At 68.1% G+C, this 20,360-nt stretch carries 22 protein-coding genes; 14 read left to right on the top strand and 8 right to left on the bottom strand.

Annotated features, from left to right (window positions below):
• Positions 1 to 4 precede the first annotated feature (4 nt).
• The 6 genes from ldcA to ACZ6YI_RS02175 are packed head-to-tail and all read left to right on the top strand — an operon-like array spanning position 5 to position 4,364.
• Entirely contained in the window at positions 5 to 937 is a 933-nt protein-coding gene (gene ldcA, locus ACZ6YI_RS02200) for a muramoyltetrapeptide carboxypeptidase (protein WP_465777228.1), read from the top strand.
• A 48-nt stretch (positions 938 to 985) separates the two neighbouring features.
• Positions 986 to 1,453, top strand: a complete 468-nt coding sequence (gene ribH, locus ACZ6YI_RS02195) for a 6,7-dimethyl-8-ribityllumazine synthase (protein WP_440326199.1) — start codon at positions 986 to 988, stop codon at positions 1,451 to 1,453.
• Positions 1,450 to 1,899, top strand: a complete 450-nt coding sequence (gene nusB, locus ACZ6YI_RS02190; RefSeq protein ID WP_440326201.1) for a transcription antitermination factor NusB — start codon at positions 1,450 to 1,452, stop codon at positions 1,897 to 1,899. Before ribH ends, nusB begins: the two co-directional genes overlap by 4 nt.
• Before the next feature lie 36 nt (positions 1,900 to 1,935).
• Positions 1,936 to 2,886: a thiamine-phosphate kinase gene (gene thiL / locus ACZ6YI_RS02185; protein ID WP_465777227.1), complete on the top strand. Its 951-nt coding sequence runs from the start codon at positions 1,936 to 1,938 to the stop codon at positions 2,884 to 2,886.
• Positions 2,883 to 3,389: a phosphatidylglycerophosphatase A family protein gene (locus ACZ6YI_RS02180; RefSeq protein ID WP_465777226.1), complete on the top strand. Its 507-nt coding sequence runs from the start codon at positions 2,883 to 2,885 to the stop codon at positions 3,387 to 3,389. The genes thiL and ACZ6YI_RS02180 overlap by 4 nt, the downstream gene beginning before the upstream one ends.
• A 9-nt stretch (positions 3,390 to 3,398) precedes the next feature.
• Positions 3,399 to 4,364, top strand: coding sequence for a potassium channel beta subunit family protein (locus tag ACZ6YI_RS02175; protein ID WP_465777225.1), 966 nt, complete (start codon positions 3,399 to 3,401; stop codon positions 4,362 to 4,364).
• Positions 4,365 to 4,443: 79 nt separating this feature from the next.
• On the opposite strand, the gene ACZ6YI_RS02170 is transcribed toward ACZ6YI_RS02175, so the two are convergent.
• Positions 4,444 to 5,178, bottom strand: coding sequence for a 16S rRNA (uracil(1498)-N(3))-methyltransferase (locus tag ACZ6YI_RS02170; protein ID WP_465777224.1), 735 nt, complete (start codon positions 5,176 to 5,178; stop codon positions 4,444 to 4,446).
• Positions 5,179 to 5,258: 80 nt separating this feature from the next.
• Here ACZ6YI_RS02170 and ACZ6YI_RS02165 point away from each other — a divergent pair, with 80 nt between their 5' ends.
• Entirely contained in the window at positions 5,259 to 5,885 is a 627-nt protein-coding gene (locus ACZ6YI_RS02165; protein WP_465777223.1) for a DsbA family protein, read from the top strand.
• Here ACZ6YI_RS02165 and ACZ6YI_RS02160 read toward each other — a convergent pair.
• Complete coding sequence (locus tag ACZ6YI_RS02160) at positions 5,882 to 7,252, bottom strand: adenosylmethionine--8-amino-7-oxononanoate transaminase (protein ID WP_465777222.1); 1,371 nt, start codon at positions 7,250 to 7,252, stop codon at positions 5,882 to 5,884. The two genes, ACZ6YI_RS02165 and ACZ6YI_RS02160, sit on opposite strands and share 4 nt — an antisense overlap.
• A gap of 56 nt (positions 7,253 to 7,308) precedes the next feature.
• Between ACZ6YI_RS02160 and gspN the strand changes: the two genes are divergently transcribed.
• The 5 genes from gspN to mazG are packed head-to-tail and all read left to right on the top strand — an operon-like array spanning position 7,309 to position 11,031.
• Positions 7,309 to 8,082 carry a type II secretion system protein N gene (gspN, locus tag ACZ6YI_RS02155; RefSeq protein WP_465777221.1) on the top strand — a complete coding sequence of 258 codons (774 nt, stop codon included), beginning with the start codon at positions 7,309 to 7,311 and terminating at the stop codon, positions 8,080 to 8,082.
• The gene (locus tag ACZ6YI_RS02150) at positions 8,079 to 8,867 is read left to right on the top strand and encodes an inositol monophosphatase family protein (protein ID WP_465777220.1); all 789 of its coding nucleotides are present in this window, start codon (positions 8,079 to 8,081) and stop codon (positions 8,865 to 8,867) included. Before gspN ends, ACZ6YI_RS02150 begins: the two co-directional genes overlap by 4 nt.
• A complete protein-coding gene (gene nudE, locus ACZ6YI_RS02145) occupies positions 8,864 to 9,421 on the top strand; it encodes an ADP compounds hydrolase NudE (RefSeq protein ID WP_465777219.1) in 558 nt (185 codons plus the stop codon). The genes ACZ6YI_RS02150 and nudE overlap by 4 nt, the downstream gene beginning before the upstream one ends.
• Positions 9,418 to 10,233, top strand: a complete 816-nt coding sequence (gene cysQ, locus ACZ6YI_RS02140; protein WP_465777218.1) for a 3'(2'),5'-bisphosphate nucleotidase CysQ — start codon at positions 9,418 to 9,420, stop codon at positions 10,231 to 10,233. The genes nudE and cysQ overlap by 4 nt, the downstream gene beginning before the upstream one ends.
• A gap of 3 nt (positions 10,234 to 10,236) precedes the next feature.
• Entirely contained in the window at positions 10,237 to 11,031 is a 795-nt protein-coding gene (gene mazG, locus ACZ6YI_RS02135) for a nucleoside triphosphate pyrophosphohydrolase (protein WP_465777217.1), read from the top strand.
• Positions 11,032 to 11,115: 84 nt separating this feature from the next.
• On the opposite strand, the gene ACZ6YI_RS02130 is transcribed toward mazG, so the two are convergent.
• Positions 11,116 to 11,634 (bottom strand): hypothetical protein, encoded by a 519-nt coding sequence (locus ACZ6YI_RS02130; RefSeq protein WP_465777216.1) that lies wholly within the window; start codon positions 11,632 to 11,634, stop codon positions 11,116 to 11,118.
• Between the two features lie 169 nt (positions 11,635 to 11,803).
• Here ACZ6YI_RS02130 and ACZ6YI_RS02125 point away from each other — a divergent pair, with 169 nt between their 5' ends.
• Both ACZ6YI_RS02125 and ACZ6YI_RS02120 read left to right on the top strand, forming a co-directional pair.
• Positions 11,804 to 12,580 carry a DUF4097 family beta strand repeat-containing protein gene (locus ACZ6YI_RS02125; RefSeq protein ID WP_465777215.1) on the top strand — a complete coding sequence of 259 codons (777 nt, stop codon included), beginning with the start codon at positions 11,804 to 11,806 and terminating at the stop codon, positions 12,578 to 12,580.
• A gap of 115 nt (positions 12,581 to 12,695) precedes the next feature.
• Positions 12,696 to 13,832: an SLC13 family permease gene (locus ACZ6YI_RS02120; protein WP_465777214.1), complete on the top strand. Its 1,137-nt coding sequence runs from the start codon at positions 12,696 to 12,698 to the stop codon at positions 13,830 to 13,832.
• Between the two features lie 19 nt (positions 13,833 to 13,851).
• On the opposite strand, the gene ACZ6YI_RS02115 is transcribed toward ACZ6YI_RS02120, so the two are convergent.
• The 5 genes from ACZ6YI_RS02115 to ACZ6YI_RS02095 all read right to left on the bottom strand — a co-directional run bounded on the left by ACZ6YI_RS02115 (position 13,852) and on the right by ACZ6YI_RS02095 (position 20,200).
• Complete coding sequence (locus ACZ6YI_RS02115; protein WP_465777213.1) at positions 13,852 to 15,138, bottom strand: polyhydroxyalkanoate depolymerase; 1,287 nt, start codon at positions 15,136 to 15,138, stop codon at positions 13,852 to 13,854.
• Positions 15,139 to 15,222: 84 nt separating this feature from the next.
• Positions 15,223 to 15,987, bottom strand: coding sequence for a class I SAM-dependent methyltransferase (locus ACZ6YI_RS02110; RefSeq protein WP_465777212.1), 765 nt, complete (start codon positions 15,985 to 15,987; stop codon positions 15,223 to 15,225).
• A 27-nt stretch (positions 15,988 to 16,014) separates the two neighbouring features.
• The gene (locus tag ACZ6YI_RS02105; RefSeq protein WP_465777211.1) at positions 16,015 to 18,291 is read right to left on the bottom strand and encodes a xanthine dehydrogenase family protein molybdopterin-binding subunit; all 2,277 of its coding nucleotides are present in this window, start codon (positions 18,289 to 18,291) and stop codon (positions 16,015 to 16,017) included.
• Positions 18,288 to 18,836: a (2Fe-2S)-binding protein gene (locus ACZ6YI_RS02100; protein WP_465777210.1), complete on the bottom strand. Its 549-nt coding sequence runs from the start codon at positions 18,834 to 18,836 to the stop codon at positions 18,288 to 18,290. The genes ACZ6YI_RS02105 and ACZ6YI_RS02100 overlap by 4 nt, the downstream gene beginning before the upstream one ends.
• Before the next feature lie 47 nt (positions 18,837 to 18,883).
• The gene (locus ACZ6YI_RS02095; protein WP_465777209.1) at positions 18,884 to 20,200 is read right to left on the bottom strand and encodes an APC family permease; all 1,317 of its coding nucleotides are present in this window, start codon (positions 20,198 to 20,200) and stop codon (positions 18,884 to 18,886) included.
• Positions 20,201 to 20,360: the final 160 nt, after the last annotated feature.

Below are 20,360 nucleotides of genomic sequence, written 5' to 3'. Positions count from 1 at the left end.
GCCCATGCCTGTCTCCTACGATATCCAGCTGATCGCCCCCGCCGGTTACCCCCACAACCCCGAAGCCATGCGCATCGGGGTCGAACGCCTCGAAGCGGCGGGGCACCGGGTACATGGCAAGGACGTGCTGACGCGCCGCGAGCTCCGTTTCGCCGGCAGCGATGCCGAACGTGCCGCCGACTTGAACGCCCTCGCCGACCCCTCGAAACCATTGCCCGACATCGTCCTGTCGATCCGCGGCGGCTACGGGGCCCATCCGGTGCTGCCGTTGCTGGACTACGACGGGCTCCGTGCGCGGCTCGGCGGTGCACCCGTCGCGCTCGTCGGGCACAGCGATTTCACGGCCCTGCAGTGCGCCCTGTTCGCGCGGAGCGGCGTCGCGACACTGGGCGGCCCCATGCTGGGCCCGGACTTCGGCTCGCAGCCGCTCGATCCGCTGACCTGGGAGAGCTTCTGGCAAACCGTCGGGAGCGGGGAGGGCGAGGCCGCCTGGGATGCGCCCGGCGCCCGCGACCTCGAGGTCGAGGGCACGGTCTGGGGCGGCAACCTGGCCATGCTTTCCAGCCTGGTCGGCTCGGACTACTTCCCGCGGATCGAGGGCGGCATCCTCTTCGTCGAAGATATCGCCGAACCCCCGTACCGGGTGGAGCGCATGCTCTACCACCTCCTCCACGCCGGGGTCCTCGGCCAGCAGAAGGCGCTGGTGATCGGCGACTTCACCAGCTGCCGGGTGGCCGAGTACGACAACGGTTACGACCTTGCCGTGGCCTTCGAGCGCATCGGCGCGGCGGCGGGCATCCCGCTGGTCCAGGGCCTGCCGTTCGGCCACGGCCCGGCCAAGTTCACCCTGCCATTCGGCATCGCCGGCCGGCTCCGCGTGGACGATGGCCGCGCCAGCCTCTCCTTCAGCGGCCACCCCCGGCCCAAAACCTCGTAAAATACCCGGCCGCATGGCGGCCATCCGCCCCACAGGACTCCCCGACCCATGAAGATCATCGAAGGCGATTTCGCCACCCCGAAGGGCCGTTTCGCCATCGTGGCCGGCCGGTTCAACGCGTTTGTCGTCGAGCCGCTGGTCGAAGGTGCGCGCGACGCGCTCGTCCGCCACGGCGTGAAGGACGACGCGATCGACCTGATCCGCGTGCCGGGCGCATGGGAAATCGCGCAGGCCGCCCACAAGGTCGCCGCCTCCGGCAAGTACGCCGCTGTCATCGGCCTGGGTGCCGTGATCCGCGGTTCCACCCCCCACTTCGACTACGTCGCCGGTGAAGCCGCCAAGGGCCTCGGCCAGGCCGCGTATGCTTCGGGCGTGCCGGTCTCGTTCGGCGTGCTCACCACCGACAGCATCGAGCAGGCCATCGAGCGTGCAGGCACCAAGGCCGGCAACAAGGGCGTGGATGCCGCGATGGTCGCGATCGAAATGGTCAACCTCTACACGAAGCTCGGCAAATGACTAACACTCCTCCGCACGGTATCGACCTGGCCGCGCGTTCCCGCGCGCGTCGCCGTGCCCTGCAGGCACTCTACGCATGGCAGGTGGGCGGCGCCCGCATGGGCAGCGTCATCGAGCAGTTCCGCCACGAGCAGGACATGCAGGTGGCCGACCAGGAATACTTCGAAGACCTGCTCCGCGGCGTGGAACAGCACGTCAAGGAACTCGATGAAGGCATCAAGCCGTTCGTCGATCGTGACGTGAGCCAGATCGATCCGATCGAGCGCGCCGCGCTGCGCCTCGGTGCGTATGAGCTGAAGTACCGTCCCGACGTGCCGTACCGCGTGGTGATCAACGAAGCCGTGGAAGCCACCAAGCGCTTCGGCGCCGACCATGGCCACAGCTATGTGAACGGTGTCCTCGACAAACTCGCGACGCACTGGCGTACGGCCGAGAAGCGATCCTGATCACCCGCGCGTTTCGTGCGCGCTGATGGAGCACGCATGGAATTCGACCTGATCGAACGCATCCGCCGGCACACCGACGTCCAGCGCGACGACGTGGTGACCGGCATCGGCGATGACGCGGCCGTCGTCGCCGTGCCCGCGGGACGCGAGCTCGCGATCGCCGTGGATACCCTGGTCGAGGGCATCCATTTCCCCGTGGGCACCGCGCCGGCCGACATCGGCTGGAAGGCGCTCGCGGTGAATCTCTCCGACCTCGCGTCGATGGCCGCCACGCCCGCATGGGCGTTGCTTGCGCTGACCTTGCCCACGCCAGACGAAGCCTTCATCGACGGCCTGGCGCGCGGCTTCGCCGAGCTCGCTTCGCCATTTCGCCTGGCACTGATCGGCGGCGATACGACGCGTGGCCCGCTCACCGTGACGGTGACCGTCCACGGTTTCACCACGCCCGGCCAGGCCCTGCTACGTAACGGCGCCCGCGTCGGTGACGCGGTGATGGTGACCGGTACGCTGGGTGACGCGGCCGCTGGCCTGCGCTGTCTTGCCGAGGCCGATTCCACCCCCTACGCAGGGCTTATCGAACGCCTGAACCGGCCCACGCCGCGTGTCGCGGCAGGCCTGGCGCTGCGCGGCATCGCGACCGCCTGCATCGATGTCTCCGATGGCCTGGTCGCCGACCTGGGCCATGTCTGCAAACAGAGCGGCGTGGCGGCGGAGATCGATCCCGCGTTGCTGCCGTTCTCGTCCGCCATGCTCACGCACTTCCACGATGGTGACGCCGTGGACTTCGCACTGTCGGGCGGCGACGACTATGAGCTCTGCTTCACGGTGCCCTCCGAGAAAGCCAATGAAGTCGCCGCCGATCTCGCGCGCGTCGGCTGTGGTGCCACGCGTATCGGCCGCATCGTGGAAGGCTCGGGCGTGCGCATCATCGGGGCTGGCGGCGAGACGCATGCACCGGCCCGCTCCGGCTGGAACCACTTCGCATGAGCACCAAGTACGTCCTCGACGCCGCCGACCGACGCCGCCTGATGGCGACACCCGCCGGCTGGCTGGCAACCGGCTTCGGCTCCGGGCTGGTGCCGAAGGCGCAGGGGACCGCCGGCTCACTGGCGGCGATCGTGCCGTGGTTATTGCTGCACACGGTGCTGGACCTGTGGGGCTGGCTCTTGCTTATCGCGGTGTCCTTCGCCGTTGGCGTGCGTGCGTGTGACGTCGCCGGCCGGATCATCGGCGTGGACGATCACCGCAGCCTGGTGTGGGATGAGTTCGTGGGGCAGTGGATCGCGCTGCTGCCGGTGCTCATGGTGCCCGGCTTCGCGTGGGTCGTCGCGGGTTTCATCCTGTTCCGCCTGTTCGATGTGTGGAAGCCCTGGCCCATCGCCTGGTTCGACCGGCGGGTGAAGGGCGGCCTTGGCGTCATGCTCGATGACGTGATCGCCGGCATCTTCGCCGCCATCGTCCTGCACTTCATCCAGTTCATCGTTCTTTAGGAGAACACCATGGAATACCGTCGCCTCGGCGCCACTGGCCTCAAGCTGTCGGCGCTGTCGTATGGCGCGTGGGTGACGTTCGGCCGCCAGGTCGGGCGCTCCGCCGCGCGCGAACTCATCGCGCTGGCGTACGACAACGGCATCAACTTTTTCGACAACGCCGAGACCTACAACGCAGGTGATGCCGAGCGCCTGATGGGCGATGTGATCGCCGACCTGCGCCTGCCGCGCGATGCGTACTGCGTTTCCAGCAAGGTGTATTTCGGTGCGGTCACCGACCCGAAGCCGACGCAGCGCGGCCTCTCCCGCAAGCACGTCTTCGATGCCTGCCACCAGGCGCTCGAGCGTTTGCGCGTGGATTACCTCGACCTGTATCTCTGCCACCGCCCCGACCCGGAAACGCCAGTGCTGGAAACCGTGTGGGCGATGGATGCGCTCGTCAGGCAGGGCAAGGTGCTCTACTGGGGCACGAGCGAATGGCCGGCGGAACTCATCGCGAAAGCGCACCGCGTGGCTCGCGAGAACCACCTCGTCGCGCCGTCGATGGAGCAGCCGCAGTACAACCTGCTGCACCGCGACCGCGTCGAGCGCGAGTACGCGCCGTTGTATCGCGACTACGGCATGGGCACCACCATCTGGTCGCCGCTGGCATCCGGCCTGCTCACCGGGAAGTACAACGACGGCATCCCCGATGACTCGCGCCTCGGCCACCCTGACTATGCGTGGCTGCGCGATGCGCTGATGGAGAACGACGGCGCGTCGTTGAAGACGGTGCGCGCGCTGGCGCCGATCGCCGAAGTCCTGGGTATTCCGCTTGCCCGCCTGTCGCTCGCGTGGTGCCTGAAAAACCCGCACGTCTCCACCGTGATCCTCGGCGCAAGCAAGCCCCACCAGCTCGAAGAAAACCTGAAGGCCCTCGACGCCGTGCCGCTGCTCACCGACGCGGTGATGGCGAGGATCGCGGCGGCGCTGTAACCCCCATCGCGCGCAAGCGCGCTCCCACAACAGCCGGGCGGGCCTTGTGGGAGCGCGCTTGCGCGCGATGGGTGGCGCCTCAAACGTCCCCGTAAAGCGCCTGCAGCATGGCGATGGCGGCAAGGCCCGCCGTTTCGGTGCGCAGGATGCGCGGGCCGAGCTTCAGCCCGGTGAACGCCGCCTGGGCCAGTGCGGCGCGGTCACGTTCGCCAAAGCCGCCTTCCGGGCCGATAGCGATGATCGCGGAACCGGTAAGGCCCAGCTCGGAAGGGCGCCTGTCGCCCTCGGGCAACAGGGCCAGACGCATCGGCCCACCGTCTCCCAGCGAACCCAGCCACGCGTTAAGCGCCACGGCCGGTTCGATCACCGGCACCACGGCGCGCCCTGACTGTTCGCACGCGCTCGCCGCCACGGCACGCCAGTGCAGCAGGCGCTTCTCCGCGCGCGCCGCATCCAGCTTCACTTCGGAACGCTCGGTGATGAGCGGCACGATGCGCGTGATGCCCAGCTCGGTGGCCTTCTGCACGATCAGGTCCATCTTCTCGCCGCGGGCGACGCCCTGGGCAAGGGTCAACGAGAGCGGCGACTCGTTGGCAAGGGCACGGCATTCGCCGACCAGGGCAACGACCTCACGCTTGCCGACGCTGTGCAGCGTCGCATCGAACTCCTCGGCGGCATCGCCCGCGAACAGCACCACCGGATCGCCCGCCTGCATGCGCAGTACCCGCGCCACGTGCTCACCTGCCTGGCTGGGCAAGGTGATCTCCTGGCCAGGGGCCAGCGGCTGGTCGACATGGATTCGGATCGTGCGCATGGTGGGCCTTGTGTCACGGAACATCCATTGTACCGGGCTACGCGGGAGGCTATCGTCACGGCGTCGCGTAGGAGCTTTACATGCCGATCGCCTGGTACTTCGATTTCGTTTCGCCGTTCTGCTGGCTGCAGTGGCCGGCGATCCGCGAGCTGGCCTGCAGCCGCGAGGTGGCGCTGCGGCCGATCCTGTTCGGCGCGCTGCTCAAGCAGATGAACCACCTGGGGCCCGCTGAAATCCCGTGTAAACGCGAGTTTACGTACCGTTACGCGACCTGGCGCGCACGCCAGGCCGGCATGCCGATGCGCTTTCCGCCAAGCCACCCGTTCAATCCGCTGCCGGCGCTGCGTCTGTGCGTGGCGGCCGGGAACACCGTGGAAGTCGTGGGCGCGATCTACGAGTGGATCTGGGCCCACGGCCGCGCGGCGGATACGCCCGAGGCCCTCGCGCCGCTCGCGGCATCGTTCGGCATCACGGACCTGCGCGAGGCCCTTTCCGCCCCGGAAGTCAAAGCCGAACTCCAGGCCAATTTCGAGCAGGGTATGCGCGACAGGCTCTACGGCGTACCTACGCTCGCGATCGGCGGCGAACTGTTCTGGGGCGCCGATGCCCACGACTTCGCCATGGCCTACCTCGACAACCCCGGCATGTTCGCCGAGGGCGAGATGGCCCGCCTGGGCGAACTGCCGGTAGGCCTTTCGCGGATCTAGGCGACGGCCTTGCCGATGCCCGCGATCGCGGTATCGACCATGAAGTCGATCTCGTCTTCGCGGATCACGTAGGGCGGCATGAAGTACACGATGTTCCCGAGCGGGCGCAGCAGCGCACCGTTTTCCAGGCCGTGCCGGTAGACGCGCAGCCCGCGGCGCTCGTGGGCGGGGAAGGGCGCGCGCGTGGCCTTGTCGGCCACCAGCTCGATGGCCGCGATCATGCCGGTCTGGCGCACATCCGCCGCGTGCGGGTGATCGCGCAGCGGTGCGATGCGCGACGCCATGTGCGCGGCGAGCACGCGGTTGCGTTCCAGCACGGGATCCTCGCGGAAGATCTGCAGCGTGGCCGTCGCCGCGCGGCAGGCCAGCGGGTTGCCGGTGTAGCTGTGCGAATGCAGGAAGGCCTTGCCCGCCGCGTATTCCGCGTAGAACGCCTGGTATACGTCCTGCGTGGTGACCACGGCCGAGAGCGGCAGGAAGCCACCGGTGAGCCCTTTGGAAAGGCACATGAAGTCCGGCGACACCCCGGCCTGCTCGCATGCGAACAGCGTGCCGGTGCGGCCGAAGCCCACGGCGATCTCGTCGGCGATGAAGTGCACGCCGAACTCATCGCACAGCGCGCGAAGTCCGGTGAGATACGAGGGGTCGTACATGCGCATGCCGCCCGCGCACTGCACCAGCGGCTCGACGATGACGGCACAGGTTTCGTGCGCATGGCGTTCGAGGATCGCACGCATCTCGCCAAGGCGGCGCGTCGCGATCTCCGCCGGCGTCTCCCCGGGTTCGCCTTCGTAGGTATCCGGCGAGGGTGCGAGCTCCGGCGTGAGCAGCAGCGGCGCATAGGTCTTGCGGTACAGCGCCACGTCACTCACCGACAGCGCGCCGAGCGTCTCGCCGTGGTAGCTGCCGGTGAGGGCGATGAAGCGGGTCTTCTCGCCGTGCCCGCGGTTGAGCCAGTAGTGGAAGCTCATCTTCAGCGCCACTTCGATCGCCGCGGAGCCGTTGTCTGCCAGGAATACCCGTTCCAGCCCCGGCGGCGTGATCCTGACCAGTTCCTCGGCCAGTTCCAGCGCGGGCTGGTGGGTGAAGCCGGCGAAGATCACATGCTCCAGCCGGTCGAGCTGGTCTTTCAGCGCCGCGCCGATGCGCGGCTCGGCATGGCCGAACAGGTTGGTCCACCACGAGCTCACGGCATCGAGGTAGCGGCGGCCGTCCGTGCCCACCAGCCATGCCCCTTCGCCGCGCGCGACGGGTACCATGGGCAGGGTTTCGTGGTCGTGCATCTGGGTGCACGGGTGCCAGAGGACGGAGAGGTCGCGCTGGACCAGCGCGTCGGTCGCCTGGGCGGCGAAAAGGGCGTTGTTCATCCGCCCATGATCGCCCGGTACCCCTGCGTCCTCAAGCTTTGCCAAGAGGTGATGGATTGAAGTGGTTACGCCGGATCGGCCTGCTCGTCCTTGTGCTGGTGCTTGCCGCCGGCGTCTTCTACTGGTTCCTGCCCGCCAGCGTCGCGGTGCCGTACGTGGCGCAGCGCGCCCGCGGCCTCGTGCTGGATGACCTCTCAGGCACCGTGTGGGATGGCCGCGCCGGGCGCGTCATGACCCGCGACGGGCTCGACCTGGGCGCCGTGACCTGGACACTGGGGCGCGACGTGATCCTCGGCCGTACCCACCTGGACCTCCACCTCGATGGCCGTGCCGGCCGTTTCGACGGCCATATGGAGCGCACGCAGGCCGACCGCGTCCAGTGGCGCGATGTCGCCTTCCGTCTCGACGCCGCGGCCCTGTCCGGGCCCGGCCTGCCCCGTGAGCTGGTGCCTGTCGGCGTGGTCGAGGGCAAGATCCCGCAGGCTGACCTGCAGGGCAACTGGCCGCTCTCGCTGGATGCCGACGTGAACTGGCGCGCTGCCGCCGTGAAAACACCCGAGGGTCACGTCACCCTGGGTGGGCTGGCCTTCAAGGCGCACTCGGAAGCCGGCCTGCTGCGGGCCACGCTGGCCGACGACGGTGAAGGGTCGCTCGCTGTCGATGCGCGCGTCGCCGCGTCGCCGCTTGGCTGGCGGCTGGATGGCGCGCTCGTACCGCGCATCCGCGACACCGCGCTGACCCACCTCATCGCCCGCTTCGGCCCCGTGCGGCCGGACGGCTCCGTTTCCCTGGCCCGCAAGGCCGGGCTCGCACCGGCCGCCATGCCATGACCGATACGCTCGACAAAGCCCTGTCCGCCGCCCGCGACGCCGCCGGCGCCGCCGCCGAGATCATCCAGCACTACTGGCGCGCCGGTGTCGATGTGATCACCAAGGGCGATGACACGCCGGTGACGGTCGCCGACCGCGAGAGTGAGCTGGCCATCCGCGAAATCCTGGCGCGTGCGATGCCCGAGGCGGGGATCTACGGCGAGGAATACGGCGCGGACGACATCAGCCGCGAATGGCTGTGGCTGGTGGATCCGCTCGATGGTACCAAGAGTTTCGTACGCCGCACGCCGTTCTTCTCGACCCAGATCGCACTGATGCACCATGGCGAACTCGTACTGGGCGTCTCCTCCGCGCCCATCTACGGCGAGCGCATGTGGGCAGTGAAGGGCCGCGGTGCATGGCTCGATGGCGAGCGCGTGCAGGTAGCGGATACCAGCGCCTTCGCGCAGGCGTCGATCTCCACGGGCAACGTGAAGACGCTCACCACCGACGCGCGCTGGGACGTCCTCGGCCAGATGATCCGCGACAGCAACCGCATCCGCGGCTATGGCGATTTCTGCCATTACCACCTGCTGGCGCGTGGCGGGGTCGATCTCGTCATCGAATCCGACGTGAACATCCTCGACATCGCGCCGCTGGCCGTGATCGTGCGCGAAGCCGGTGGCGTATTCACCGAACTCGATGGCGGCCCGGTGGGGCTGGAGACGCGCGGCATCCTGGCCGGCACGGCCGCGATCCACGCCGAGGCGCTCGAACGGTTCCGCGGCGTTACAATCGACCGATGAACAAGCGCCCCACGATCCTCGCGACACGCGATGCACCCGATAGCCCGCTCCGCAAGGCGGAGCAGGTGGACCTCGAGTTTTCCAACGGCGAGCGCCGCACCTACGAGCGCCTCAAGGGCAGCGGCTTCGGTGCGGTGCTGATCGTCGCGATGCGCGATCCGGAGACCGTGCTGCTGGTGCGCGAATACGGCGTCGGCGTCGATCGCTACGAACTCGGCGTGCCGAAGGGCCGGCTCGATCGCGATGAAACCACCGAGCAGGGCGCGAACCGCGAGCTGAAGGAAGAAGTGGGCTACGGGGCGCGCAAGCTGAAGATCCTCGGCACGCTCTCGCTGTCACCGTCGTACATGACCCACCTGGCGCACGTGGTCCTCGCAGAGGATCTCTACCCCGAGCGCCTGCAGGGCGATGAGCCCGAAGAGCTCGAGGTGGTGCCCTGGCGCATGGACAAGCTGCACGAACTGCTCGCCCGCGATGACGTTACCGAAGGGCGTTCCATCGCCGCCCTGTTCATGGCCCGCGAGTACCTCGCCGGCCGCTACCAGCCCGCGTGACGGCGCGGCCGGCCAGCGCGTGCCTGGACGAGGTCTGCGCCATCGCGCGCGAGGCCAGCGACGCGATCCTCGCGGTATACGCGCAAGATTTCGAAGTGATCCAGAAGGCCGATGCCTCGCCGGTCACCACCGCCGACCTCGCGGCGCAGGCCGTGATCGCGCACCGCCTGCAGGAGATCGCGCCCGGCGTGCCGGTGATCTCGGAAGAAGCGCTCGCCGCGCCCTGGGCCGAGCGGCGTACCTGGCGCCGCTACTGGCTGGTCGATCCCTTGGATGGCACGCGCGAGTTCATCAAGCGCAACGGCGAGTTCACGGTGAACATCGCGCTCATCGAGGACCATCGCAGCGTGCTTGGCGTGGTGCTGGCGCCCGTCACGGGCGATCTGTACGCGGCGGCGAAGGGGCAGGGCGCCTGGCGCCAGCAGGGGCCCGGCGCCGCGCGCGAAACGATCCACACGCGCCGTGCCGGTGGCCTGCTGCGGGTCACGGGCAGCCGCTCACATGCGGGCGTCCGCGCGGCCACGCTGCTCCAGCGGCTCGGTGAGCACGAGACCTTTGCCCTGGGCTCGTCGCTGAAGTTCTGCGTCATTGCCCGCGGCGACGCGGACGTCTACCTGCGTCTCGGCGCCACTTCCGAATGGGATACGGCGGCGGCGCAGTGCGTCCTGGAAGAAGCTGGCGGCGCCGTGCTCGACCTGGCCGGCCGGCCGTTCCGCTACAACACGCGCGATTCGCTGATCAACCCCGAATTCATCGCCTGCGGCGACACCAGCATCGACTGGGCCGCGCGGCTCATCGACCCGGAACCCTGACGCATGGCACGACCCATCGACGACCTCCTCGCGATCATGGCGCGCCTGCGCGATCCGGAGAACGGGTGTCCCTGGGACGTAAAGCAGAGCTTCGCCACGATCGCGCCGTATACGATCGAGGAGGCCTACGAGGTCGCGGACGCCATCGACCGCGGTGACATGCACGACCTGCGCGACGAACTCGGCGACCTGCTGCTGCAGGTGGTGTTCCACGCACGCATGGCAGAAGAAGCCGGTGAGTTCGGCTTCGGCGATGTCGTCGCTGCCATCAGCGACAAGATGGAGCGCCGCCACCCGCATGTGTTCGGTGACGTCACCCATGAAAGCGATGCCGCACGTTCGCGCGACTGGGATCGCCTGAAAGCCGAGGAACGCAAGGCGAAGGGCGGGGAAGACCCCAGTGCGCTCGCGGGCATCTCGCGCGGCCTGCCGGAATGGCAGCGTGCGGTGAAGCTGCAGAAGCGTGCGGCGAATACGGGTTTCGACTGGCCGGACCATCGCCCGGTGCTCGACAAGCTTGCGGAGGAACTCGACGAAGTACGCCACGAGTTCGATAACGGCGCCGACGAAGAACGCCTTGCCGATGAAATCGGCGACCTGCTGTTCGTCGCCGCGAACCTGGCGCGACACGCGAAGGTCGATGTCTCGCGTGCGCTACGCGGTGCCAACCAGAAATTCGAGCGGCGGTTCCGCGGCATGGAAGCCATCGCCGAAAGCGAAGGACGCAGCATGTCGTCGTATTCCCTGGAAGAGCAGGAAGCGCTCTGGCGCCAGGTCAAGCAATCAGAAAAAAAATAAATCGCGCCCTTCGTGGGAGCGTGCTTGCACGCGATGGGAGCTTGTCGTAATCCCCATCGCGCGCAAGCGCGCTCCCACATTTACTTACTGAGCTTTGGCCGCAGCGCGCTGTTGCATGCGGGCCTTGAACGCTTCCATTTCCTGGTGACGCTTCTGGTCGTTGGCCAGGCTTTCGTCCAGGCTCTTCTTCATCGTGGCAATGGCGGCGTCGACATTCGTCGGGGCCATCTGCGCGCGGGCCAGGTGGCGGTACGCGTAGTCACGGACCATCGGGTTCTGCGACTTGGCGAGCACGTCGTTGTACAGCGCCGGCAGTTCCTTCTGGCGGCCGCTCATGATGTACAGGCGTTCCAGGCCACGCAGGTCGCCGATGACGCCACCCATCTGGTGGCCGCGGCCCCAATGTCCGCCGCGACCGTGGTCGCCGCCGCGCGGGCCGCCGTGGCCCCACTTCTGGCCGCCATCACGCTGCGGGCCCTGCTGGGCGGATTGGGCCGCCGGGGTGGCGGGGGCCTTGGGAGCGGCATCCTGCGCAATCGCGAGGGCGGCCGAACCGGCAAGGAGGAGGGAGGCGGCGCTGACGAGCAGGGTCTTGCGTTGCATAGGGTGTCTCTCCGGGTTGGGCTTGCAGGGGGAAAAACGTGGCTCCCCGCTCGCGGTTGACGGGCCCGTTGCCGTCTGGTCAGTTTCGTGTGAAAACGCGGACTGCAACCTTTCCCGCCCGGGACGCATCCATAGCCGGGTACCGCACTATCAACGGAGGGCACCCACCATGCGTCACCTGATTCTCGCCGCGCTGCTGCTCGCACCGGCCGTCGCCATGGCCGACGAACCGCAGTGCAAGTTCCATGCGGACCGCAACATGGATCTCGATCTCGGCGGCGTTCGCCAGATCCGCTTCATCGTGAACTCGCACGACCTCAAGGTCGATGGCTCCGCCGGCGGCAAGTTCGCCGTGCAGGGCCGCGCATGCGCATCCACCCAGGAAATGGCCGACAACCTCGTGGTCGTGCAGTCGAAGGAAGGCGACACGCTGGTCGTCGAACTGAAGGATAAGCGCGAGGGTGGCTGGCACATGGGCTGGGGCAGCAACTACTCCTACCTGAAGGTCACGGCCAGCGTGCCGGGCAACCTCCCGATCGTGGTGAACGTCGGCTCGGGCGACGCCGAGGTGCGCAACGTGGCATCGCTGGAAAGCACGGCAGGCTCGGGCGACCTCGAGGTCGCGGGTGTGCGTGGCACGGTGAAAGCGAACGTCGGTTCCGGCGACGTCAAGATCGCGAATTCCGGCGCGGTCGAGGTCGGCAGCGTCGGCTCGGGTGACCTCACCGCGCACGACATCACCGGTGGCGTCCGCATCGGCACGGTCGGCTCCGGCGATGCCAAGCTCACCAACATCACGGGCGACGTGGATGTCGGCACGATCGGCTCGGGCGACCTCGACGTCGACGGCGTGAAGGGCAACCTCAGCGTCCGCACCGCCGGCAGCGGAGATGTCGACCACAAGGGCGTCACCGGCAAGGTCGACCTGCCCGAGAAGCTCCGCTAAGCCTCGGGGCCTTCGGCCTGCCGTTGTGGGAGCGCGCTTGCGCGCGATGGGACCTGCCTCGAGCACCCATCGCGCGCAAGCGCGCTCCCACAGTTCCAGCACATCCAGAACCGATATGATCCACCGGAACTTCGGTGGGATCGTCTGGATGAGCTGGCTGCCCGAATCGCTGCGGAACCTCCGCCGCGATGTGTTTTTCCTCGTACTGCTCGGCGTGGCCATCGTGTTCGCGATGGCCATGCCGTCGCGCGTCGCGACCTGGCCCTCGCTCGTCGACTGGCCGACGATCGCCGCGCTCACCGGGCTGCTCATCCTCACCAAGGCCGTGGAAGAGAGCGGTGCCCTCGGCCATGCAGGGCGCTGGCTCATCGACCGCACCTCGACGCGGCGCCTGGCCGCGCTGGGCCTGGTCGCCGCGACCGCGCTGTTGTCGATGCTGCTCACCAATGATGTGTCGCTGTTCGTCATGGTGCCGCTGACGCTGAGCATGTGCCGCATCGCGCGCATGCCGGCGATGCGCCTGGTGATCTTCGAAGCGCTCGCCGTGAACGCGGGCTCCATGCTGACGCCCATCGGCAATCCCCAGAACCTGTTCCTCTGGCAGCAGTGGGGCATCGGCTTCGGTGGCTTCGTCTGGGCGATGCTGCCGGTAGTGGCCATCGCGCTGGTGCTGCTGCTGGCGCTCACCGCCGTGGCGTTCCCGGCGACCCGACTGGAGGTGCACGAACACCCCGAGGACGGCCTGGACCGCTGGATGCTGGTGGTCGCCGCGGTGCTCTACGTGCCGTTCCTGTTCCTGGCGGACGCGCACCACGCGACGTGGGGCCTGCTCGGCGTGGTGGTGGTCTTCGCGCTGTTCCGGCGCCGGGTGCTGGCCGCGATCGACTGGGGCCTGCTGCTGACCTTCGTGCTGATGTTCATCGACCTGCGCATGCTGGCGAGCCTGGACATCATCAAGGGCGTGCTCGGTGCGCTCGACCTGCACCAGCCCATGCACCTGTTTGCCACGGGTGCACTGGCGTCCCAGGTCGTGAGCAACGTGCCCGCGGCGATCCTGCTGGCCGAGTACTCACACGACTGGCGCACCCTGGCGTGGGCGGTGAACGTCGGCGGCTTCGGCTTCATCCTGGGTTCGCTGGCGAACCTGATCGCACTACGCCTGCTCGGCGAGAAAAACGCGTGGGGCACCTTCCACCTCTGGTCGGTGCCGTTCTTCATCGTGATGGCGATAGTGGGTGCAGCGCTCCTGTAGGAGCGTGCTCCCACCACGATCAGCGCGCCTTGCGCGTGCCCTTCTCACCCGTATTGCTGTTGCCCTTGTCGTACTGCTTGATGAAGTCGCGTACGTCGGGGTAGACCACATCGCGCCAGCGGCGGCCGCTGAAGATGCCGTAGTGGCCGGCGCCTTCCACCGTGATGTGCTTCTTCAGCTTCTTCGCGATGCCCTTGCACAAGCCGTGCGCAGCCTCGGTCTGGCCAAGGCCGGAGATATCGTCGAGCTCGCCCTCGATGGTCAGCAGCGCCGTGCCCTTGATCTTCGCCGGTTGCACCAGCTCACCGTTCACTTCCCACGTGCCCTTGGGCAGGCGGTGTTCCTGGAACACGGTTTCGATGGTGTCGAGGTAGTACTCGGCCGGCATGTCGAGCACGGCGTTGTATTCATCGTAGAACTTGCGGTGCGCCTCGGCGTCGTCGAGGTCGCCCTTGCGCAGGTTCTCGTAGAAGTCCCAGTGCGACATGACATGGCGGCTGGGGTTCATCGCCAGGAAGCCCGCGTGCTGCAGGAAGCCCGGGTACACCTCGCGGCCCGCGCCGGGATACTGGTACGGCACCTTGTGGATCAGCTGGTTGCGGAACCACGACAAGGGCCGGGTCGTCGCGAGGTTGTCGACGCTGGTGGGGCTCTTGCGGGTGTCGATCGGGCCGCCCATCAGCGTAAGCGTCGCCGGCGTGGCTTCGCCGCGCGCGGCCATCAGCGCGACCGCGGCCAGCACGGGCACGGTGGGCTGGCACACCGACACCACGTGCGCGCGGTGCACGCCGACGTGGCGGATGAATTCCTCGATGTACGACACGTAGTCGGCGAGCGAGAACGAGCCTTCCTCCAGCGGGACCATGCGCGCATCGGTCCAGTCGGTGATGTACACCTTGTGGTCGCGCAGCAGCGTGCGCACGGTATCGCGCAGCAGCGTGCTGTGGTGGCCGGAGAGCGGGGCGACGACCAGGACGGCGGGATCGTGCTTCATCGCATCGACCGTGGCCTGGTCATCCGAGAAGCGCTTGAAGCGCTTCAGGGTGCAGAACGGCTTGCTCATGGCCACCTGCTCGACGATGGCCACGTCATGCCCGTGCGCGTGCACGCTGTGGATGTCGAACTCGGGCTTCTCGTAGGCCTTCCCCAGGCGGTACATCAGCTCGTACCCGGCAGCGGCGCGGTCGGCGCCCGGCATGCGGGCAAACGGGCTGGCCAGGTCGCCAAACATCTTGGCGCCGGCTTCAGCCCAGTACGACAACGGGCTGAGCATGGAGCGCTGCCATTCGTGCATCAAATAGAGCATGCCGCTGCAATCCGGGAACGGGGGAGGTGGCGCATCATAACCAGTTGCGCCGCGCCATGTGTAAAGCCCCTGTTTTTGCTCGATTTAAGCGTCGGCCTTGCGGCAGACCAGCAGGACTTCATCCACCCCGGGGGCCGGGTCGAAGCCGGGCTGGAAGTCCAGCGGCTTCTGGAAACGCATGCCCAGCGGCATGAACACCCGGTTGTACCACCACATGGCGCGGGCCCGGTGGTGGGTCAGGAAATACTGGCCCAGGTCCAGCAGTTTCGAGGATTTGGGCTGCATGCCATAGACCGCGCTGCGCTCGATGGTGAACCCGTGGCGGGCGAGCAGGTCGCGGATGGCGTCGGGCTCGTAACGGCGGTAATGCCCCACGAAATCATCAAAAGCCGTCCACGCTTCCGGGTGCAGCGGGGTCGAGAGCAGCAGCCTCGCGCCGGGTGCCGCCACGCGGGCCAGTTCGCCCAGGGCGCCCTCGTCATCGACGACGTGCTCCAGGATGTCGAAAGCGCAGACGAAATCGAAGCTGCCGTCGCGGAACGGCAGGGCGCCGATCATGGCGTTGGCCACGCGCGCGCCGGCCCGGCGCAGTTCCGCCAGGGCGGGGCGCGACAGGTCGACGAACTGGGTATCGGCCAGCGGCAGGCGCGGCCGCAGGCCGGGCGCCACCTCGAGGCGTCGCGTCGTCCGCGCGGCCAGCTCGGCCACCAGCGGCCACGTATTGAACCGCTCGGGCGCGCAAAGCTGCGCATCGGCCCACAGCGCGTCGTAGAAGCGCTTGTTGCCGGCGATCAGGTCGGCGTCGGTACGGGCAGGCGTGCCTTCCGAGGTGAACGATGCAATGGACATACGGAGCCTCGGGGACGTTGGAGAGGATTAACGCAGGCGAGCCAGTTCGCGCAGCAGGGGTAGCCTGCGCACGCGGACCGCGGTGGCCCGGAACACGGCGTTAGCCAGTGCCGGGGCGGCGGACGGCACGCCGATGACGCTGGCGCCCGTGGGTTCGGCGACCGACGGGACGATGATCGTCTCGACCTCGTAAGGCATCGGCTGCGTGGGCGACACGGGGTAATCCTTGAAGCCGGTCTGCTGCACCTTACCGTCCCTGACCGTGATGGCCAGGTTGAGGGCCGTTGAAAGGGCGTCGATGGTAGCGCCTTCCAGCTGGGCGGCGAGACCCAGCGGGTTCACGGCGCGGCCGACATCGGCGACGCAGACGACCCGGTGGATATCGATGCCATCGGCCGTGGGAGCCACCTCGATCGCATGCGCGACGTAAGCGCCGAACACGTATGCGCAGGCAATGCCGAGGCCATTCTCGCTGCGCAGCCAGCGGCTCCAGTCGAGCTTGTCGGCGGCGAGCTTCAGCACGTTGGCCATGCGCGCGGTATCGATCGGGCCGCCGCGCCCGTTGTAGGGCAGCTGGCGTGCCTCGCCGAGCAGTTTCAGGCGGTAGTCGAGCGGGTTGGCCTTCACCGCGTGCGCAAGCTCGTCGATGAAGCTCTCGCTGGCGAACGTCGGCGTCACATGCGGCGAACCGCGCCACTCGCCCCGCGACAGCAGCGAGTCGAGCGGGTAGTAATCGCTGCGGAAGTTGGGCACGAGGCCGGCCGGCAACGCGTCGGCGACGAGCTCCGACTGCCAGAGGCGATCGGCGTTCGTTGCACGGCCCGCGAGCGCGGAGGGGCTGGCCATGCGCTGGTGCCAGCCGACGATCCCCTGCTTGCGGTCGAGCGACGCGTTCAGGCGGTGCACCGCGAACGGGCGGTAGTAGTCGCGGGTGAGATCGTCGTCGCGGGTCCAGAGCACGCGGATGGCGCGACTCTGGATATCCTTCGGCTTGTTGGCCATGGCGATGGCCACCGCCTCCGCGATGTAATCCTGCTCGAGCCGGCGGCCGAATCCACCACCACCACGCGGCACGCGGATATCGATCTTGTCCGGGCCGAAGCCGGTCATGCGCTGCACGACGGTGTAAGCCTGGCGCGGCGACTGCGAGGCGGCGACAAGCGTGATGCGTGTGTCCGGATCCAGGCGGATAAGGCAGTTCGGCGTCTCCGCGGTGGCATGCGCCACCCACGGCTGCACGTAGGTCGCTTCGAGCGCACGCGCCGCCTTCTTGCGTGCGGCCGCCACGTCGCCATCCTCACGGACCGTCGTAGGCGTGGCCGTGTCGTTGTCGAACAGCTCGAGCGCCTTTTTCTCGAGGTCGCCGCTGCCGGGCTCGGTCGTATCGCCCGGCTTCCACATGGCCTTCAGCGCCTCGCGCCCCTTGAGTGCCGACCATGTGTCCGTGGCGATCACCGCCAGGGCGCGCGCCTGCGCGGCCATGCCGGCCACCTGACCCTGTTCCGGGGTGATATCGACGACGGCGAATACACCAGGCACCTTGCCTGCCGCGTCGCGATCCGCGGTGTCGAGCGTGCCACCCGGGTAGGGGCAGCGTGCGAGCACGGCGACCACCGGGTCGCCGATGTTTTCGTCGGCGGCATAGCGCAGCGTGCCGGTCACGACCGCGCGGGCGTCGATGTCGCCGGCGGGCTGGCCGATGAGCTTGTAGCGCTCGGCCGCCTTCAACGGCGGCGGGCTGGACGGGGCATCGATGCTTGCAGCGGCGCTGGCCAGGTCGCCATAGGCGATGCGGCGGCCGTCGGCGGCGATGGCCATGCCGGATTCGCCGCGGAGCTGTTCCGCCGGCACGCCGAGGCGGCGCGCGGCGGCCTGCAGCAGCAGCCAGCGCGCCAGCGCACCGGCCTGGCGCAGGTCGGCCCATGCGGCAGGGATGCTGGTGGCATCGCCGCTGCGCTGGCGGCCGTAGATGAACTTCGGTTCCCCGTTGCCCGGCTCGACACCCAGGCCCAGGTACTCGACGACGACCTTGTCCCAATCGGCATCGAGCTCTTCGGCGATGATGCGGGCCAGTGAGGTCCCGGTGCCTTCGCCGTTATCCGGATCGCGCACGCCGATGAAAATGCGGCCATCCTGCGCCACGCGCACGTATGGCCCGACCTGAGACCACGCATCGCCCAGCAGGCTGAGCGGCGCGGGGCGATCAGCGGCCTGCACGGTGCCGATGCCGACGACGAGGGCGCCCGCGGTGCCAGCGGCGTATTTCAGGAACCGGCGGCGCGAAAGGCGGATCTCGCCACTCATGCCTTGGCATCCTTAAGAGTGACGGCGGCGCGCTTGATCGCCTTGCGGATGCGACCGTAGCTGCCGCACCGGCAGAGGTTGCCGATCTTGTCGATGTCCGCGTCGGAGGGATTCTTCTGGCGGTTGAGCAGGTCCACGGCCGCCATGATCTGGCCGGGCTGGCAGAAGCCGCACATGATCGCGTCCTCGTCGATCCAGGCCTGCTGCACGGGGTGCAGGGAGCCGTCCTTGCCGGAAAGCCCTTCCACCGTCGTCACGCGCTTGCCCGCCATGCCTTCCATCTTCGTCTGGCAGCTGGCCACGGCCTTGCCATCGACGATGACGGTGCAGAAACCGCAGTTGCCCTGGTCGCAGCCGTACTTGGCGCCGGTGAGGCGCAGCACATCGCGCAGGTACCACAGCAGCGGCATGCCCTTGTCACCGGTGTGGCGGTAGCGCTCGTCGTTGACGATCAGGTCGATGCCTTCGCGTACGGGCTTGGGCTGCACCTCGGCGGCGCCCTGGGTGGGGACGGGTACGGGAGACGTCGGACCTTGCTGTGCCATCTGCTTTCCTCAGCTGAACCGGGCCATTGTGGCATCCGGGCCCTCGTTCAGCGAGCGACTTTACTGAACAGGCGCCGCCACACGGCGTATACGGGGAGCCCGGCAAGCACGACGGCGCAGACCACGGCGGCGCTGAGCGGCTTGGACCACGCATAGGCCACGACCACCGCGATGACGGTGGCGAGGAAGACCAGCGGCAGCAGCGGGTAGGCCGGCGTGACGAAGCTGGGACGCTCCTTCACGTGCCGGCGGTACCAGAACAGCGTGGCAATGGTGACGGCGTAGGCCGCCCAATCCCCGAAGGTGGCGAAATCCAGCAGCTGCCCGTAGTTGGCGGCGAACACAAGGAAGATGGCCCAGAGCGAAAGCGCCACAAGGGCGACGTTGGGCGTGCGGTGCACCGGGTGCAGGCGGGCGACGCTCGCGAAGAACAGGCCATCCTCGCCCATCACCTGGAGCACGCGGGCACCCGCGACGAGCGTGATGTTGCAGAAGCCGAGGGTCGAAATGGCGATGCCGATGGCGATGATCTTCGCCCCGGCGCTGCCGAACACGCGGCTCATGACATCGGCCGCGGGGGCATTGCTGGCGGCCAGGCCGGCGTGGCCGAGGACGGCAAGATAGGCATAGTTGGTCAGCACGTATGCCGCGATCACGACCAGCATGCCCAGCACCAGCGCACGCGGCAGCGTCCGCTGCGGGTCGCGGACCTCGCCGGCGAGATTGTTGAGGTAGCTGAAGCCGGAGAAGGCGAACAGGACCGGCAGGAGCGCGCCGGCGATATTGCCGTCGGCCACGGGCGCCGCGCTGCCGGCCAGTGCCTGCGTGGTGCCCGCGCCCGCGAAGGCGAGGCCGGTGACGACCAGCACGGCGATCGCCACCAGCTTCAGGATGGCGAAGACGTTCTGGATGCGTGCGCCGAGCTTGATGCCGAAGAGGTTGATGCCGGTCACGAAAACCAGCGCGCCGACAGCGAGCGGTTTGACCAGGTGTTCAGGCAGGCCGAACACCGAGGTGGCGTAGGTGCCGAAGATCGTGGCCACGGCGGCGGCGCTGCCGCTGTAGATCACCAGCAGCATGGTCCAGCCGAACAGGAACCCTGCGACCCGGCCGAAGGCTTCGCGCAGGTACACGTAGCTGCCGCCCGCCTGGGGCCGGCGCGCGCCGAGCTCCGAGTAGCAGAGGCAACCCACCAGCGTGAGCAGGCCGGCGGCGACCCAGAGCGCCAAGAGCTCCCAGCCCGAGGAGGTGCGCTGCGCCGCGATGCCCGGGTTGAGGAAGATGCCGCCGCCAATGATCCCGCCCACGACGATGAGCGCGGCGTCCATGAGGTTGATGCGGCGGGCGTAACCGGGGTTTTCCATGGGAGCGTGAGATCGGGATGGGCCCGCAGGATCGCACATCCCGGCGGGAGCGAGCTTGCGGGCAAGGCATTCGCCGGCTCGTTGCCTTTTTGACGTTGCGGCGCAACACTCCGGGGATTCATTTCCCCACCACCGCAAAAGAGAACCGTGAGCGAAAACG

It is taken from the genome of Luteibacter sp. NPDC104163, from assembly GCF_055584245.1.
The sequence above is the reverse complement of the archived record's forward strand: the minus strand, read 5'-3'. Positions and strand labels throughout refer to the sequence as shown.

What these genes read in the sequence shown, in the direction of transcription:
- ACZ6YI_RS02175 (WP_465777225.1), top strand. Translation starts at nt 3,399, where the DNA reads ATGGAATACCGTCGCCTCGGCGCCACTGGCCTCAAGCTGTCGGCGCTG.
- ACZ6YI_RS02110 (WP_465777212.1), bottom strand. Translation starts at nt 15,987, where the DNA reads ATGTCCATTGCATCGTTCACCTCGGAAGGCACGCCTGCCCGTACCGAC.
- ACZ6YI_RS02100 (WP_465777210.1), bottom strand. Translation starts at nt 18,836, where the DNA reads ATGGCACAGCAAGGTCCGACGTCTCCCGTACCCGTCCCCACCCAGGGC.
- thiL (WP_465777227.1), top strand. Translation starts at nt 1,936, where the DNA reads ATGGAATTCGACCTGATCGAACGCATCCGCCGGCACACCGACGTCCAG.
- mazG (WP_465777217.1), top strand. Translation starts at nt 10,237, where the DNA reads ATGGCACGACCCATCGACGACCTCCTCGCGATCATGGCGCGCCTGCGC.
- ACZ6YI_RS02170 (WP_465777224.1), bottom strand. Translation starts at nt 5,178, where the DNA reads ATGCGCACGATCCGAATCCATGTCGACCAGCCGCTGGCCCCTGGCCAG.
- ribH (WP_440326199.1), top strand. Translation starts at nt 986, where the DNA reads ATGAAGATCATCGAAGGCGATTTCGCCACCCCGAAGGGCCGTTTCGCC.
- ACZ6YI_RS02125 (WP_465777215.1), top strand. Translation starts at nt 11,804, where the DNA reads ATGCGTCACCTGATTCTCGCCGCGCTGCTGCTCGCACCGGCCGTCGCC.
- ACZ6YI_RS02160 (WP_465777222.1), bottom strand. Translation starts at nt 7,252, where the DNA reads ATGAACAACGCCCTTTTCGCCGCCCAGGCGACCGACGCGCTGGTCCAG.
- ACZ6YI_RS02120 (WP_465777214.1), top strand. Translation starts at nt 12,696, where the DNA reads ATGATCCACCGGAACTTCGGTGGGATCGTCTGGATGAGCTGGCTGCCC.
- nusB (WP_440326201.1), top strand. Translation starts at nt 1,450, where the DNA reads ATGACTAACACTCCTCCGCACGGTATCGACCTGGCCGCGCGTTCCCGC.
- ldcA (WP_465777228.1), top strand. Translation starts at nt 5, where the DNA reads ATGCCTGTCTCCTACGATATCCAGCTGATCGCCCCCGCCGGTTACCCC.
- ACZ6YI_RS02180 (WP_465777226.1), top strand. Translation starts at nt 2,883, where the DNA reads ATGAGCACCAAGTACGTCCTCGACGCCGCCGACCGACGCCGCCTGATG.
- ACZ6YI_RS02095 (WP_465777209.1), bottom strand. Translation starts at nt 20,200, where the DNA reads ATGGAAAACCCCGGTTACGCCCGCCGCATCAACCTCATGGACGCCGCG.
- ACZ6YI_RS02105 (WP_465777211.1), bottom strand. Translation starts at nt 18,291, where the DNA reads ATGAGTGGCGAGATCCGCCTTTCGCGCCGCCGGTTCCTGAAATACGCC.
- ACZ6YI_RS02115 (WP_465777213.1), bottom strand. Translation starts at nt 15,138, where the DNA reads ATGCTCTATTTGATGCACGAATGGCAGCGCTCCATGCTCAGCCCGTTG.
- nudE (WP_465777219.1), top strand. Translation starts at nt 8,864, where the DNA reads ATGAACAAGCGCCCCACGATCCTCGCGACACGCGATGCACCCGATAGC.
- ACZ6YI_RS02150 (WP_465777220.1), top strand. Translation starts at nt 8,079, where the DNA reads ATGACCGATACGCTCGACAAAGCCCTGTCCGCCGCCCGCGACGCCGCC.
- ACZ6YI_RS02165 (WP_465777223.1), top strand. Translation starts at nt 5,259, where the DNA reads ATGCCGATCGCCTGGTACTTCGATTTCGTTTCGCCGTTCTGCTGGCTG.
- ACZ6YI_RS02130 (WP_465777216.1), bottom strand. Translation starts at nt 11,634, where the DNA reads ATGCAACGCAAGACCCTGCTCGTCAGCGCCGCCTCCCTCCTCCTTGCC.